Source organism: Pseudomonas asturiensis (assembly GCF_900143095.1).
Lineage (GTDB): Bacteria > Pseudomonadota > Gammaproteobacteria > Pseudomonadales > Pseudomonadaceae > Aquipseudomonas > Aquipseudomonas asturiensis.
This window is the reverse complement of the sequence record NZ_FRDA01000007.1, coordinates 119,281-132,183: the sequence shown is the minus strand read 5'-3', so window position 1 is coordinate 132,183 and position 12,903 is coordinate 119,281. Positions and strand designations below refer to the sequence as shown.

At 58.6% G+C, this 12,903-nt stretch carries 14 protein-coding genes; 8 read left to right on the top strand and 6 right to left on the bottom strand.

All coding sequences use genetic code 11. The features are described 5' to 3' along the window. Window positions 1–633 precede the first annotated feature (633 nt). The gene (locus BUB69_RS14495) at window positions 634–1,167 is read right to left on the bottom strand and encodes a ferritin-like domain-containing protein (RefSeq protein ID WP_024689415.1); all 534 of its coding nucleotides are present in this window, start codon (window positions 1,165–1,167) and stop codon (window positions 634–636) included. 192 nt (window positions 1,168–1,359) lie between these two features. Between BUB69_RS14495 and BUB69_RS29830 the strand changes: the two genes are divergently transcribed. Further along, window positions 1,360–1,458 (top strand): small membrane protein YohP, encoded by a 99-nt coding sequence (locus BUB69_RS29830; protein WP_442587048.1) that lies wholly within the window; start codon window positions 1,360–1,362, stop codon window positions 1,456–1,458. A gap of 72 nt (window positions 1,459–1,530) precedes the next feature. On the opposite strand, the gene osmE is transcribed toward BUB69_RS29830, so the two are convergent. Continuing rightward, window positions 1,531–1,869: an osmotically-inducible lipoprotein OsmE gene (gene osmE / locus BUB69_RS14490; RefSeq protein WP_024689414.1), complete on the bottom strand. Its 339-nt coding sequence runs from the start codon at window positions 1,867–1,869 to the stop codon at window positions 1,531–1,533. Between the two features lie 186 nt (window positions 1,870–2,055). On the opposite strand from osmE, the gene BUB69_RS14485 reads away from it, so the two are divergent. Both BUB69_RS14485 and BUB69_RS14480 read left to right on the top strand, forming a co-directional pair. Continuing rightward, on the top strand, window positions 2,056–2,946 hold the full coding sequence (locus BUB69_RS14485; protein WP_073167920.1) for an esterase/lipase family protein: 891 nt from the start codon (window positions 2,056–2,058) through the stop codon (window positions 2,944–2,946). A 59-nt stretch (window positions 2,947–3,005) separates the two neighbouring features. Next, complete coding sequence (locus tag BUB69_RS14480; protein WP_024695538.1) at window positions 3,006–3,233, top strand: hypothetical protein; 228 nt, start codon at window positions 3,006–3,008, stop codon at window positions 3,231–3,233. Here the strand turns inward: BUB69_RS14480 and BUB69_RS14475 are convergent. After that, window positions 3,230–4,111: a DMT family transporter gene (locus BUB69_RS14475; RefSeq protein WP_073167918.1), complete on the bottom strand. Its 882-nt coding sequence runs from the start codon at window positions 4,109–4,111 to the stop codon at window positions 3,230–3,232. The genes BUB69_RS14480 and BUB69_RS14475 overlap by 4 nt on opposite strands. A gap of 153 nt (window positions 4,112–4,264) precedes the next feature. On the opposite strand from BUB69_RS14475, the gene BUB69_RS14470 reads away from it, so the two are divergent. Together BUB69_RS14470 and BUB69_RS14465 are read left to right on the top strand one after the other, a co-directional pair. Beyond that, window positions 4,265–4,555, top strand: coding sequence for a PsiF family protein (locus BUB69_RS14470; RefSeq protein ID WP_073167916.1), 291 nt, complete (start codon window positions 4,265–4,267; stop codon window positions 4,553–4,555). A gap of 187 nt (window positions 4,556–4,742) precedes the next feature. Next, on the top strand, window positions 4,743–5,753 hold the full coding sequence (locus BUB69_RS14465; RefSeq protein ID WP_024689409.1) for an AI-2E family transporter: 1,011 nt from the start codon (window positions 4,743–4,745) through the stop codon (window positions 5,751–5,753). A 24-nt stretch (window positions 5,754–5,777) separates the two neighbouring features. On the opposite strand, the gene BUB69_RS14460 is transcribed toward BUB69_RS14465, so the two are convergent. Further along, window positions 5,778–7,043, bottom strand: a complete 1,266-nt coding sequence (locus BUB69_RS14460) for an Hsp70 family protein (protein ID WP_073167915.1) — start codon at window positions 7,041–7,043, stop codon at window positions 5,778–5,780. 325 nt (window positions 7,044–7,368) lie between these two features. Between BUB69_RS14460 and cbpA the strand changes: the two genes are divergently transcribed. Beyond that, window positions 7,369–8,310 (top strand): curved DNA-binding protein, encoded by a 942-nt coding sequence (gene cbpA / locus BUB69_RS14455; RefSeq protein ID WP_073167912.1) that lies wholly within the window; start codon window positions 7,369–7,371, stop codon window positions 8,308–8,310. Window positions 8,311–8,753: 443 nt separating this feature from the next. On the opposite strand, the gene BUB69_RS14450 is transcribed toward cbpA, so the two are convergent. Next, window positions 8,754–9,884 (bottom strand): sensor histidine kinase, encoded by a 1,131-nt coding sequence (locus tag BUB69_RS14450; RefSeq protein ID WP_073167910.1) that lies wholly within the window; start codon window positions 9,882–9,884, stop codon window positions 8,754–8,756. A gap of 159 nt (window positions 9,885–10,043) precedes the next feature. Here BUB69_RS14450 and BUB69_RS28250 point away from each other — a divergent pair, with 159 nt between their 5' ends. Both BUB69_RS28250 and BUB69_RS28245 read left to right on the top strand, forming a co-directional pair. After that, entirely contained in the window at window positions 10,044–10,676 is a 633-nt protein-coding gene (locus BUB69_RS28250) for a thioredoxin family protein (protein ID WP_084537107.1), read from the top strand. Window positions 10,677–10,749: 73 nt separating this feature from the next. After that, a complete protein-coding gene (locus tag BUB69_RS28245) occupies window positions 10,750–11,097 on the top strand; it encodes a thioredoxin family protein (protein ID WP_084537106.1) in 348 nt (115 codons plus the stop codon). Between the two features lie 59 nt (window positions 11,098–11,156). Here the strand turns inward: BUB69_RS28245 and ureC are convergent, their stop codons facing one another. Next, complete coding sequence (gene ureC, locus BUB69_RS14440; RefSeq protein WP_073167908.1) at window positions 11,157–12,857, bottom strand: urease subunit alpha; 1,701 nt, start codon at window positions 12,855–12,857, stop codon at window positions 11,157–11,159. Window positions 12,858–12,903 lie beyond the last annotated feature (46 nt).

Sequence of the window (12,903 nt, the reverse complement as noted above, 5' to 3'; positions counted from 1 at the left end):
GCCTGGCCAGGCCAGGCGTCTAATGTGACACCGCGCTGCCTTTCAGCCGCCAACGGACGGTGAGAGGCAGCTTGCCGGCGATAGCGTCGTACCTGTCGCCAAAAGTTCGTCTGACAAAACGCATCGCCGGCAAGCCGCCTCCCACAAAAACCATGTTTCTCCAGCGCGTTACGTTGCGTTTGATGAAACTAAGGCTGCACAAAAAATCCTGGCTTTTGCGTTGGCAGATGCTCTGAAACAGCGCTTTCTTACAGCACACCACGGACCGTGGGAGGCAGCTTGCTGGCGATGGCGTCATACCTGTCGCCAAAAGTTCGTCTGACAAAACGCATCGCCGGCAAGCCGCCTCCCACAAAAACCATGTTTCTCCAGCGCGTTACGTTGCGTTTGATGAAACTAAGGCTGCACAAAAAATCCTGGCCTTTGCGTTGGCAGATGCTCTGAAACAGCGCTGTCTTACAGCACACCATGGACCGTGGGAGGCGGCTTGCCGGCGATAGCGTCGTACCTGTCGCCACAGGTCGCCAGACACATCGCATCGCCGGCAAGCCGCCTCCCACCAAAAAATAGCGTTTATCCAGGCGGCACAAAAAAGCCAGGATAAAAATCCTGGCTTTTGCTTTCAGTCCCGAATCACAGGTCGTTCAGGATGTCCGCCATGTCGTCGGCATGCTCTTCTTCCTGCGCGAGGATTTCTTCGAAGATGCGACGGGTAGTCGGATCGGTGTCGCCGATGTACTGAATGATTTCACGGTAGCTGTCGACTGCAATGCGCTCGGCAACCAGGTCTTCGTAAACCATTTCCTTGAGGGTGTTGCCTGCCACGTACTGCGCGTGGGAGTTCTTGGACAGAGTGTCCGGGTTGAACTCCGGCTCGCCGCCCAGTTGCACGATTCGCTCGGCCAGCTTGTCGGCGTGCTCGGCTTCCTGTTGCGCGTGCTCCAGGAACTCGGCGGCTGCAACGCTGGCCTTCAGGCCCGTTGCCATGTAGTAGTGACGCTTGTAGCGCAGGACGCAGACCAGCTCGGTCGCAAGCGACTCGTTGAGCAGGCGCAGGACCGTTTCGCGATCGGCGTTATAGCCTTCGGTGACCGCACCATTCTCAACGTTCTGGCGCGCACGCTGGCGCAGGCTGTTTACATCGGATAGCTGTGGTGCAGAATTCATGGGTGATCTCCAGGTTCATCAGGTGGTGTGTCTCGCTCTGTGTGTCGCGTGGCAAGATCATCAACCTTTGTGAGTGATGAACAACGAGAAAGTTTTATCCGATTTTGCAGGTTTCATACGGGACGAGCGGTGTAAAAAATATAAGAAACGAGTGCTCTGCCCTGCGGTCCCAAGCTTGAGACCTATTTAATCGTGGAGATTCACATGCTCAAGTTTCTGGGAAGCACCGTCGGTATCATTTTTCTGATCGGCCTGATCGTGGTGATTGCCTTGTTCAAGCTGGTGTTCTGACACGGATGCAAAAATGCTCACATGAAAAAGCCCGATGCATCACGCATCGGGCTTTTTCGTTCTGCAAGCGAGTTACATCGAACGTTCGTTCATTTCACGCTGTTCGCAGGTCATAAAACCTTTGTTGGTTACACGGCCGTCGCTGTTGAAGCTGACGTGGTAGACCTGTTTGTGGCCGTCTTTGCTCATCACGTAGTTGTTGCAGGTGCCGGTATTGACCTTGCGGTCGATGGTGGACGAAGGCTCACCGCCAATGGTCAGCACCTGTTGACGGGTCATGCCGTTCTCGACCTGCTTGACCAGTGGCTCATTGCGATAGGTGACGTAGTCCACCGGGTTCTGCACGGTTGTGTTGCTGCAGCCAGCCATTGTTGCCAATACGAAGGTTGCTGCGAGGATTTTGTTGTACATCGTTATTGCTCCACATGTCAGAGCCGGTCTTGGCCCGTTGCACGTTGGAGCGGAGGAGGTGTGCAAGAGTTCGAAAAAAGATGGCGATGAGGCAGCACCCCTGATGGTCGCGTTGTTCTGGCTTGCCAAAAAACACCGCTAAGGTTGAGAGGGTTGTTCAACTCGTTTCAGCACAGGGAGATCTACATGGCGCAAGAACAGGCGACGCGTTATCCATTGTTGCTGGTACCAGGCTTGTTAGGGTTTGTGCGGCTGCTGGTGTATCCCTATTGGTTCGGCATCGTGAAAGCGCTTGAACGTGGCGGGGCGACGGTGATCCCGGTGATGGTATCCGGGGTCAATTCGACCGAGATACGCGGCGAGCAGTTGCTCAAGGTCATCGAGCAGACTGTCCGGGAAACCGGCGTGGCCAAGGTCAATCTGATCGGTCACAGTCAGGGTGCGCTGACGGTGCGCTATGTCGCAGCCAAACGGCCCGACCTGGTGGCATCGGTCACGTCCGTGGCCGGCCCCAATCACGGTTCGGAGCTGGCGGACTACCTGGAACGGCACTACCCGCCGGGTACGCCGGGCGGGCGTGTGGTCAACGCGGTGATCGGGCTGCTGGCCTGGGTAATCGTCGTGTTCGAAACCGGCTATCGCGGGCCGAGGTTGCCGATGGACATCACGGCTTCGCACCAGTCCCTGACCACTACCGGGGTTGCGCTGTTCAACAAGCAATATCCTCAGGGATTGCCCGAAGTATGGGGCGGGAGCGGCGAAGAACAGGTGGGCGGGGTGCGCTATTACTCCTGGTCCGGGATCCTCAAACCGGGCATTACCAATCGCGGACGCAACCTGATTGATGGCACTAACGTGACCTGCCGAATATTCGCTCGCACGTTCAGGAAAGAGCGAGGTCAATCTGATGGCATGGTCGGGCGTTTCAGTTCGCACCTGGGCACGGTCATCGGGGATGACTTTGCGCTCGACCATTTCGACATCGTCAACCAGACCTTCGGGCTGGTCGGCAAAGGCGCAGATCCCGTGCGCCTGTTCATGGAACACGCCGCGCGCCTCAAGGCTGCCGGTCTTTAACTCAATCAGGCAGTAATTCGTAATCAGCCGTTCGTATGTGACGGCCAGGAAGTGATGCGATGGGCGATAAAGAGCTGTATGAGATCGAGTACACCCTGTTGGGCGAGCACCATGTAGATGTCATCGAAGACCTGGACGTGCCGATCATTGAAATCGTGCATGAGCTGGCGCTCAAGCATCAGGTCGAGCTGGATGATCTTCCCGAAGCCGGCATGCCTCACGCCGCCGGCATCACGGATGTGTCGATCCACAGCGTGGAGGGCGGTGAGGGCAGCGCAACGGCCTAGCCTTTCCTGAGTGTCAGCGGGGTCTTCCAGCGTTCGGCGAGGATGACCCCGCACAGGGTCAGCGCGCCGCCATACAGATGATAAAGCGCCAGCTGTTCGCCGAGCGCCACGGCAGCAATCAGGGCCGTGGCAATTGGCATCAGGTTGAAGAACAGTGTGGTGCGGCTTGGGCCCAGGCGCATGATCGAGGTCATCCACAACCAGGGCGCCAGCATCGAGGTGGGAATCGCGGCATACAGCACCAGCGGAATGTTGCTTGCGTTCAGCCCGGTACGTGGCGACAGAATGAACAGCGGAAACAGCACCACAATCGCCACCAGAATCTGCATGTACAGCAAGTGCAGCGGCGGCGGACGCAACTGCCATTTTTTCAAGAGCATGCTGTACAGCGCGTAGGCCGCTGCGGCGACCAGCACGATGGCATCCCCCCGATTCATCCCTTGCTCGATGAGCCCCGTCAGGTTGCCTGCAGCGACGACCACGATCACCCCCGCAAAAGAGATCACTGCGCCCAGCAATGCGCCGTAGGTCAAGCGCATGCCCAGGCAGGCAATGGACAGCCCCAGCGCCATGACAGGCACCAGCGACTGAATGATCCCCATGTTGGTGGCCGTGGTCATGCCCGCCGCGAAATAGGCAAGGCTCTGATACACCGCCATGCCCAGCGCGCCCAGTACCACGATTTTGCCCAGTAGAGGCCTGATCGATGCGCGATTCTTCCAGACCGGGATGAGCATGAAGGGCGTGAACAGCAATCCCGCCAGCAGCCAGCGGTAGAAGCCGATTTCAGACGGGAAGATGACTTCGGACGCCGCCTTGGTGATGACGGTGTTGACGGACCAGATAAAGATGGTCAGCAGTGGAAAAGCGTATTGCATGGGAATGCCGGAAATTGAACGAGGCGCAACTATCCACCTGTTTCAAATGAATGCCAATCGTGGCGCCTCGTTGTGTCTCATATTTTGCAACATCTTGGCTACACTGATTTCAAGCCTGTGCCGACCGGTACAGCGGACCTGGAGAGTCGAACGATGAAGACACTCGGTATTCCTTTGTTGCTCGTTGGCCTGATGTTTTCCGCGCAAGGTTTTGCCGCTACGGCGCAGCAGAACAAGATGACCACCTGCAACGCTGACGCCAGCACCCGGTCGCTCAAGGGCGACGAGCGCAAGGCCTTCATGAGCACCTGCCTGAAAGCGGCGCCTGCTCCGGCAGCGACGCAGCAGGAAAAAATGAAAACCTGCAACGCAACGGCCTCCACTCAAGCGCTCAAGGGCGACGCCCGCAAGACGTTCATGAGCGATTGTCTCAAGAAGAAATAATTTTTCGCAGGCGTGTGTAGCGCCCGGCAACCGGCGCGAGTGCGGTAAACACTGCGCTTGCGCGCCATTGTGATCCCGGTCATCGCATCGATGACCGGGCCGTGGACTTTCCGGCTTCTGGATGACTGGTTCTCGGCTGCGAACGCTGGCAGACTGCCCACCTCTTCGTGTTGCCCTTTGAGGGTCTATGCCAACGTTTTCTGCGCGTCAGGTGTTAATAGCCAGCTGGATTCTCGTGTTTGGCGGTCTGCTGATGGTATTGCCCTTCAAGCTGCTGCCCAGTCTGCTGGCTGGCCTGCTGGTCTTCGAACTGGTCAACATGCTGACCCCCAAGCTGCAAAAGCTCATCGCCGGCGAGCGCGCCAGATGGCTGGCCGTTGCGCTGCTGGGAACCCTCATCGTCAGCCTGCTGACCCTGATCTTCGCCGGTGTGATCAGTTTCGTCCTGCATGAGGCGGAAAACCCTGGCGCGTCGCTGGACAAGTTCATGACGCTGGTTGACCGCGCCCGTGGCCAGCTTCCGCCTTTCATTGACTCGTACCTGCCCGCCAGCGCCGCGGAGTTTCAGGTTTCGCTGTTTCAATGGCTGCAGAAACACGTTGGCGAGTTGCAACTGATCGGCAAAGGCGCGGCACATATGTTCGTCACCATGCTGATCGGCATGGTGCTTGGCGCGATCATCGCCCTGCAGCGGATTTCCGACGTGCACACCCGCAAACCGCTGGCCTCGGCATTGTTTGACCGGCTTTATCTGGTCAGCCGCGCATTCCGCAATATCGTCTTCGCCCAGATCAAGATTTCCCTGCTCAACACGGCGTTCACGTCGGTGTTTCTGGCCATTGTCCTTCCGTTGTGCGGCATCCACCTCCCGCTGACCAAGACCCTGATCATCATGACCTTTCTGCTCGGGCTGTTGCCGGTGGTGGGTAACCTGATGTCCAACACGCTGATCTTCATCGTCGGCATGTCGATCTCGATCTGGGTTGCCTTGGCGGCGCTGGGTTATCTGATCGTGATTCACAAGGTCGAGTATTTCCTCAACGCGCGAATCGTGGGCGGGCAGATCAATGCCAAGTCCTGGGAGCTGCTGCTGGCCATGCTGCTGTTCGAAGCCGCGTTCGGCCTGCCGGGCGTGGTGGCAGGACCGATTTACTACGCGTACCTGAAGAGTGAATTGCAGAAGGAAGGGCTGGTTTAGCGTGGTGACAATCGGCGACCAGCGTCAGCCGTAACGCTTCTTCGCTTCAATCGCCAGACCACTGCCGATGCTGCCGAAGATGTTGCCTTCCACATGACGTGCATTCGGCAGCATGGCCGACACGCTGTTGCGCAGCGCCGGAATGCCGCTTGAGCCGCCGGTGAAGAACACCGTATTGACCTGCTCGACACCCACCCCTGCCTGGTTCAGCAATTGCGTCACGCTGTTGCGGACCCGCTCGAGCTGCGCGTCGATTGCCGCTTCGAACATCGCCCGGCCAAGGTCCACGCTCAGGCCGGGCTCGATACGGTCCATCAGCAAGTGACGGTTATCGGCCTGGGTCAGCTGGATCTTGGTCTCTTCCACTTCCATCGCCAGCCAGTGTCCGGCGCGTTGTTCGATCAGCTTGAACAGCCGGTCGATGCCGCCGGTGTCTTCGATGTCATAACGCATGCTGCCCAGCGCCAGCTGGGATTTCTGCGCGTAAACGGCGTTGATGGTGTGCCAGGTGGCCAGATTGATGTGGTGACTGGTGGGCATGTAGGCGCCGCTTTTCATGCGGCTGCCGTAACCGAACAGCGGCATCACGCCTTGCAGGCTTAACTGCTTGTCGAAGTCAGTGCCGCCAATGTGCACGCCTCCGGTGGCCAGGATGTCATCCTGACGATCCTCATGATCACGACGTTCCGGCGACAGGCGTACCAGCGAGAAGTCGGAGGTACCACCGCCGATGTCGACAATCAGCACCAGCTCCTCGTGGGTGATGGTGGACTCGTAGTCGAACGCTGCTGCAATGGGCTCGAACTGGAATGACACGTCCTTGAAGCCGATCTTGCGCGCAACCTCGGCCAATGTGTCTTCGGCTTCCTGGTCCGCCTGTGCATCGTCATCGACAAAATGCACCGGACGACCCAGCACCACCTGTTCGAATTCGCGTCCGGCCGTTGTTTCGGCGCGCTTCTTCAATTCGCCGATGAACAGCGCCAGCAAGTCCTTGAACGGCATGGCCGTGCCCAGCACGCTGGTGTCGTGCTTGATCAGCTTGGAGCCCAAAAGGCTCTTGAGCGAGCGCATCAGGCGGCCTTCGTAGCCTTCCAGGTATTCGTGAAGCGCCAGGCGGCCATAGACCGGGCGGCGCTCTTCCATGTTGAAGAACACCACTGAGGGCAGGGTGATCTTGTCGTCCTCCAGCGCGATCAACGATTCCACCCCTGGCCTTTGCCAGCCGACAGTGGAATTGGACGTGCCGAAATCGATGCCGCAGGCACGGGCCGGGGATTGGTTATTCATGTCTTTTACGTTCCAGTCAAAAAACGGCCGCGCAGTTTATGTCAGCGCGGGGCAATTGCGTAGGGCGATGCGTCGCTTATTCCGGGTTATCTATTGCGGGTTATCGGTATTTGCGCCCAGGGCTTGAACTCAGGGCCATTACCCCCAATCTTGATGGGATTCCCGGTAGCGCAGGTGGTCCAAGACCTGATCCGCATGTCAATGTGGCTGGTTATCGGTGTATTTTTCGACGTGAAGTCTTTCAGGTGCCTCGAACACGAGGAGGCTGGGCGTGTTATACCAGCGCATCTGGCTGCGCTGGATAATTGGGATGGGTGAGTGTTAGATGGATTTCAAAGACTACTACAAGATACTGGACGTCGAGCCGACTGCTGACGACAAGGCGATCAAGACCGCCTATCGCAAGCTGGCGCGCAAGTATCACCCCGACGTCAGTAAAGAGGCGGGGGCCGAGGACAAATTCAAGGAAGCGTCCGAGGCGTATGAAGTCCTCAGCAGCCCCGACAAGCGCGCCGAATACGATGAGCTGCGCAAGTACGGGCGTCAGGGACGTCCTTTTCAGGCCCCACCGGGCTGGCAGAGCCGCGCCGGTGCGGGCGGGTTTGGTGAAGAGACGGCGGACTTTTCCGAGTTCTTCAGCTCCATTTTCGGCGGGCGGGCCCAGCAGGGTGGTCGCAGCCGCAATCCGGGTCGCAAGGGCCAGGATGTGGAAATGGAGCTGGCCGTCTTTCTGGAAGAGACCCTGTCGGCCGAGTCCAAGCAGGTCAGCTTCAAGGTGCCGCAACAAAGCCCCAACGGGCAGCGCATGAGCGACATCACCAAAACCCTGAACGTGAAGATTCCGGCAGGCGTGGTCGATGGCGAACGCATTCGTCTCAAGGGGCAGGGCGCACCCGGAGTCGCCGGTGGGGCCAATGGTGATCTCTACCTGATCATTCGTCTGGCGCCTCACCCGATGTTCGAGGTTGAAGAGCACGATCTGGTCATCACCGTTCCACTGGCGCCTTGGGAAGCTGCGCTGGGCACCAAGGTCGCGGTGCCGACCCTGACCGGTCGTATCAACCTGACCATCCGCCCCGACAGCCAGAACGGTCAGCGCCTGCGTATCAAGGGTAACGGTCTGATGAGCAAGAGCGGCGAGCGCGGCGACCTGTATGCCCAGCTCAAGATCGTCATGCCCAAGCAGATCGACGAAGCAAGCCGTGCGCTGTGGCAGAAACTGGCGGACAGCTCGGCGTTCGACCCGCGGGCGCAGTGGGGAAATTGATCACGTGTGAGTGAGCGATGCTGCTCTGTCTGACGCAGCACTGCCTCACAGCAAACTCACGATCGTGGGAGGCGGCCTGCCGGCGATAGCGTCCGTTCAGTCACTGACGGGGCGCCGGATAAATCGAATTGCCGGCAAGCCGCCTCTTATCAAACAACCTGTAACTCACGTGATTTTGTGGGAGCGTACCGGGCGGCGCTCCGCTTGTCCGTGAATGCAGCCTTTCAGCCACTGCATCCGGGGCGGATGTACCTGCCTTTTCGCGGACAAGTCCGCTCCCACGATCCGGTGTTTGCTGCGCTACAGCGCTACGTCGAAGACGTGGTGGCACTTCAAACAATTCCGTGTTTGCTGCCAGACAGAGTAGCCCCGAAAATACGGCGGTATCTCCGACAAAATGGCGTATGCCCGGTCTTACTGTGCGGGCACTGTCATCGCAGCCATCAGCTCTTGGGCAGTACCACAGTAAAGGTGGTGCCGTCGCCGATGGTCGAGGTAACAGTGATGCTGCCGCTGTGGGCGTTGACCACTTCCTTGACGATGAACAACCCCAACCCCAGGCTGGTCGAGGTCGTGCGGCTTTCGCTGTTTTCTTCGGAGCTGCGCACCAGCGGGTCGAAGATCGTGCCGATGGCGTCTTCGGCAATCGGCTTGCCTTCGTTGTGGACCACCAGTTCGACCGTGTCCGGTCCGCCTTTGATCTGTACGCTGATCTCGTGACTGGCCGCACCATGCTGCAAGGCATTGCCGATCAGGTTCTGCAACATCTGGCCGATGCGCCCGCTGTCCCAGTGCCCCTGTGTGTCGCCTTCAATGGTTAACACAGGGGCCGATCCCGGCTGGCCAGCGCTGGCCTCTTCAAGCGCTTCACGGCAGGCACCTGCCAGGTCCATGTACTTGCGCTCGACCGGCAGGCTGGCGCCCAGGCGGCTGCGCACGAACTCCAGCAGATCACCGACCATCGTGCCCATGTGCCGGGTACTGGTCTTGATGCGCGAAATATAGCCCTGGGTCTTGTCGTCCATGACCAGCTTGCGAGCCAGCAGCTCGGTGGACATGCTGACCGCCTGGAGCGGCGCACGCAGGTCATGGCCCAGAATCGCCAGAAAGATGTCCCGCGAACGCGCCACACGCTCGGCGTAGGCCGCAGTGGATTCGGCGAGAGCTTCGTCGATGGCTTCGTTGAAACGGATCACGTCGCGAAAATCCGCCAGTTGCGGCGTGGTCAGGCTGTCGACCCAAAGGCGAATGACGCTGGCGCGCAGGTGCCTGAACTCCGAGGTCATCTGCACCAGATCAAACCCGACTTCATGGCGCAGCTCCCCATGGCTGGCAGCCGCCTCATCCAGGCTTGGCGTTTTGTTCAACTCCTCACCTCGGGCCTTGGCGATCTCTTCACTCTTGCTCTGCGCGGTCTTCATATCGCGCGCAGCCGCCAGCAGGATCGATTTGGCGTGGTCGCGCAGTTCGAGGGTGTTCATGGTGTCGGCAGCAGGTGTGAGTGTTCTGGCGAAGTCTTCCCATTCATCGACGATGCGATCCACGTGGAGAACGATGAATTCGGAGAGGCGCATGGCCGGTTACCTTGCTGGGGGAGCTTGACGGAGATGGCGCATCTTACCGCCTTTACACGGCGCTACCTATATACGGTTGACTGACATTTCTGTCAGTAGACGCTGTTTTTGTGACGCCCTATCGTGGATCGACGGATTACTTGAGCGGAGGTCCGCAGCATGAGCGTAGAAACGGTTACTGATTCAACCTTCCAGAAGAGCGTTATTGACGCCAGTCAGGAGAAATTGGTGGTGGTCGAGTTTTCGACGGTAGACAAAACGACCAAACGTGATCCTTCCGTTCTCAATGCCAGTGGCAAGATGGATGAGGTGATAAACGAGCTGGACACGAAGTACGCCGGTAAAGCCGTATTTTGCAGAGTCGAAATCAAACTGGATTCGGACTTGAAAGACACTTTAAATCCATACGCCTCAGGCACTTATGGCATCAATCATGGCCCGACAATGATTCTGGTGCTCAACGGCAAGAACATGCGCGAACTCGTTGGGCTGCAGACCGGGGAACGGATGGTTCAGGTCATCGACGAGGTGTTGGCTGAAGCCTTGCCAACGTTTCCTGAATGGGTTGACGCGCGTATCAATCTCGCCGCACAGAGCATCGTTGACAAGAAAACGGCAAGCCTGGACGAAGTCGCCTTTGGAAAACTGGGCGTTTTGCTGACCTTGCGCAGGGTACTCAATAAAAAGGCGACGCCACAGGATTTAGGCATGCTGGATGCCATCAACGACGTGCTGCAAATGCTTGAGGTACTTCACGCAGATGAGACGTTTATTGGAAAAATAAACGCTTAGATTGCGGTCGGAGGCACGCGGGCACGGAATGCCCCCTGCGCCATGAGGTGTGGGAGCTGAAGGGAGAACCACCATGAGTGTTATCGTCGTAAACGATGATGAATTCGTAAAGGCGCTGGAAAAAAAGCCGCCGTTTTTATTGGCAGAGTTCAGCCGGCCCGGAAAAAACACGTTCGGCGAAGATGATTACAGTACCCGGACGGGAAAAATCATGGATGACCTTGCGTTGGAGTATGACGGTAAGGTCGTGATATTACGTTTGCCGATGGAGAGTTGTGAAAAGACAGTCAAGGCCTACAACGTTGAGTCTGTACCGACCGTCATTTTCTTCAAGCAGGGTGAGAGGCTGGAAACAGTGACTGACTTTCATCTGAAGTTCTGGTTCAAGACCCGGCTGAACGAATGGCTGGCTCAAGAGTAAAGCGCTTGATGAGCAAGCCAGGCTTGAGGGGCCTTCCCAGTGGAAGGCCCCTCAGGGTTCTAGAACAGAAAATACCGCTGCGCCATCGGCAGCACATCTGCAGGTTCGCACCACAGCAACACGCCGTCGGCCTTGACCTGATAAGTCTGCGGGTCGACGTCGATGTCGGGCAGGTAGTCGTTGTGGATCAGGTCTTTTTTCTGCACGGTGCGGCAGCCTTTGACTACGCCTATCTGCTTTTTCAAATCCAGTGATTGCGGCACACCTGCGTCGAACGCGGCCTGGCTGATGAAGGTCAGGCTGGTGGCGTGCAGCGAACTGCCGTAGCTGGCGAACATCGGGCGGTAGTGGACCGGCTGCGGCGTCGGGATCGAGGCATTGGCGTCGCCCATCAGGCTGGCGGCGATAGCGCCACCCTTGAGGATCAGCGTCGGCTTGACGCCAAAGAACGCCGGGCGCCAGAGCACCAGATCCGCCCATTTACCGACTTCGATGGAGCCCACTTCATGGCTGATGCCGTGGGTGATCGCTGGGTTGATGGTGTATTTGGCGATGTAGCGTTTGGCGCGGAAGTTGTCGTTGCCGGGGCCGTCCTGGGGCAACGGGCCACGCTGCTTCTTCATCTTGTCGGCGGTCTGCCAGGTGCGCATGATTACTTCGCCGACCCGGCCCATGGCCTGGCTGTCGGAACTGAGCATCGAAAACGCCCCCAGATCGTGAAGGATGTCCTCGGCAGCAATGGTCTCGCGGCGGATACGGCTTTCCGCGAACGCGACGTCTTCGGCGATGCTCGGGTCCAGGTGATGGCAGACCATCAGCATGTCCAGGTGCTCGTCGATGGTGTTGCGCGTGAAAGGCCGGGTCGGGTTGGTCGAGCTGGGCAGCACGTTCGGCGAGCCGCAGGCCTTGATGATGTCCGGCGCGTGACCGCCACCGGCACCCTCGGTGTGGTAGGTGTGGATCGTACGTCCCTTGAATGCCGCCAGTGTGGTTTCCACGAAGCCTGACTCGTTCAGGGTGTCCGTGTGAATCGCCACCTGTACATCGTATTCATCGGCCACACTCAGGCAATTGTCGATAGCGGCAGGCGTGGTGCCCCAGTCTTCGTGCAGCTTGAGGCCGATGGCACCTGCCTTGACCTGTTCGACCAGTGGGCCGGGCAGGCTGACGTTGCCCTTGCCGGTCAGGCCGATGTTCATCGGGAAACTATCCGCTGCCTGGAGCATGCGTGCCATGTGCCACGGGCCAGGTGTGACGGTCGTGGCGTTGGTGCCCGTGGCCGGGCCTGTGCCGCCGCCGATCATGGTGGTCACGCCGCTCATCAGCGCCTCTTCGATCTGCTGCGGGCAGATGAAGTGGATGTGCGTATCGACGCCGCCTGCGGTGAGGATCATGCCTTCGCCGGCGATGACTTCCGTGGCGGCGCCGACAGCGATGGTCACGTCGGGCTGGATGTCCGGGTTGCCGGCCTTGCCGATGGCGGCGATACGCCCGTTCTTGAGGCCGACGTCGGCCTTGACGATGCCCCAGTGATCGATGATCAGCGCGTTGGTGATCAGTGTGTCGACCACCTCGGCAGCCAGCAACTGGCCCTGGCCCATGCCGTCACGGATGACCTTGCCGCCGCCGAATTTCACTTCCTCACCGTAGGTGGTGAAGTCCTTCTCGACTTCGACCCACAGCTCGGTGTCGGCCAGGCGAACCTTGTCGCCGACCGTGGGGCCGAACATGTCGGCGTAGGCTTGTCTGGAAATCTTCATGGTGATTCCTTGTGTTCTTTAATAGCCCTGCGCAAAGCGTCACGGC

What these genes read in the sequence shown, in the direction of transcription:
- BUB69_RS14485 (WP_073167920.1), top strand. Translation starts at nt 2,056, where the DNA reads ATGGCGCAAGAACAGGCGACGCGTTATCCATTGTTGCTGGTACCAGGC.
- BUB69_RS14480 (WP_024695538.1), top strand. Translation starts at nt 3,006, where the DNA reads ATGGGCGATAAAGAGCTGTATGAGATCGAGTACACCCTGTTGGGCGAG.
- BUB69_RS28245 (WP_084537106.1), top strand. Translation starts at nt 10,750, where the DNA reads ATGAGTGTTATCGTCGTAAACGATGATGAATTCGTAAAGGCGCTGGAA.
- BUB69_RS14465 (WP_024689409.1), top strand. Translation starts at nt 4,743, where the DNA reads ATGCCAACGTTTTCTGCGCGTCAGGTGTTAATAGCCAGCTGGATTCTC.
- BUB69_RS14460 (WP_073167915.1), bottom strand. Translation starts at nt 7,043, where the DNA reads ATGAATAACCAATCCCCGGCCCGTGCCTGCGGCATCGATTTCGGCACG.
- BUB69_RS14495 (WP_024689415.1), bottom strand. Translation starts at nt 1,167, where the DNA reads ATGAATTCTGCACCACAGCTATCCGATGTAAACAGCCTGCGCCAGCGT.
- BUB69_RS14475 (WP_073167918.1), bottom strand. Translation starts at nt 4,111, where the DNA reads ATGCAATACGCTTTTCCACTGCTGACCATCTTTATCTGGTCCGTCAAC.
- BUB69_RS28250 (WP_084537107.1), top strand. Translation starts at nt 10,044, where the DNA reads ATGAGCGTAGAAACGGTTACTGATTCAACCTTCCAGAAGAGCGTTATT.
- BUB69_RS14470 (WP_073167916.1), top strand. Translation starts at nt 4,265, where the DNA reads ATGAAGACACTCGGTATTCCTTTGTTGCTCGTTGGCCTGATGTTTTCC.
- ureC (WP_073167908.1), bottom strand. Translation starts at nt 12,857, where the DNA reads ATGAAGATTTCCAGACAAGCCTACGCCGACATGTTCGGCCCCACGGTC.
- BUB69_RS14450 (WP_073167910.1), bottom strand. Translation starts at nt 9,884, where the DNA reads ATGCGCCTCTCCGAATTCATCGTTCTCCACGTGGATCGCATCGTCGAT.
- cbpA (WP_073167912.1), top strand. Translation starts at nt 7,369, where the DNA reads ATGGATTTCAAAGACTACTACAAGATACTGGACGTCGAGCCGACTGCT.
- osmE (WP_024689414.1), bottom strand. Translation starts at nt 1,869, where the DNA reads ATGTACAACAAAATCCTCGCAGCAACCTTCGTATTGGCAACAATGGCT.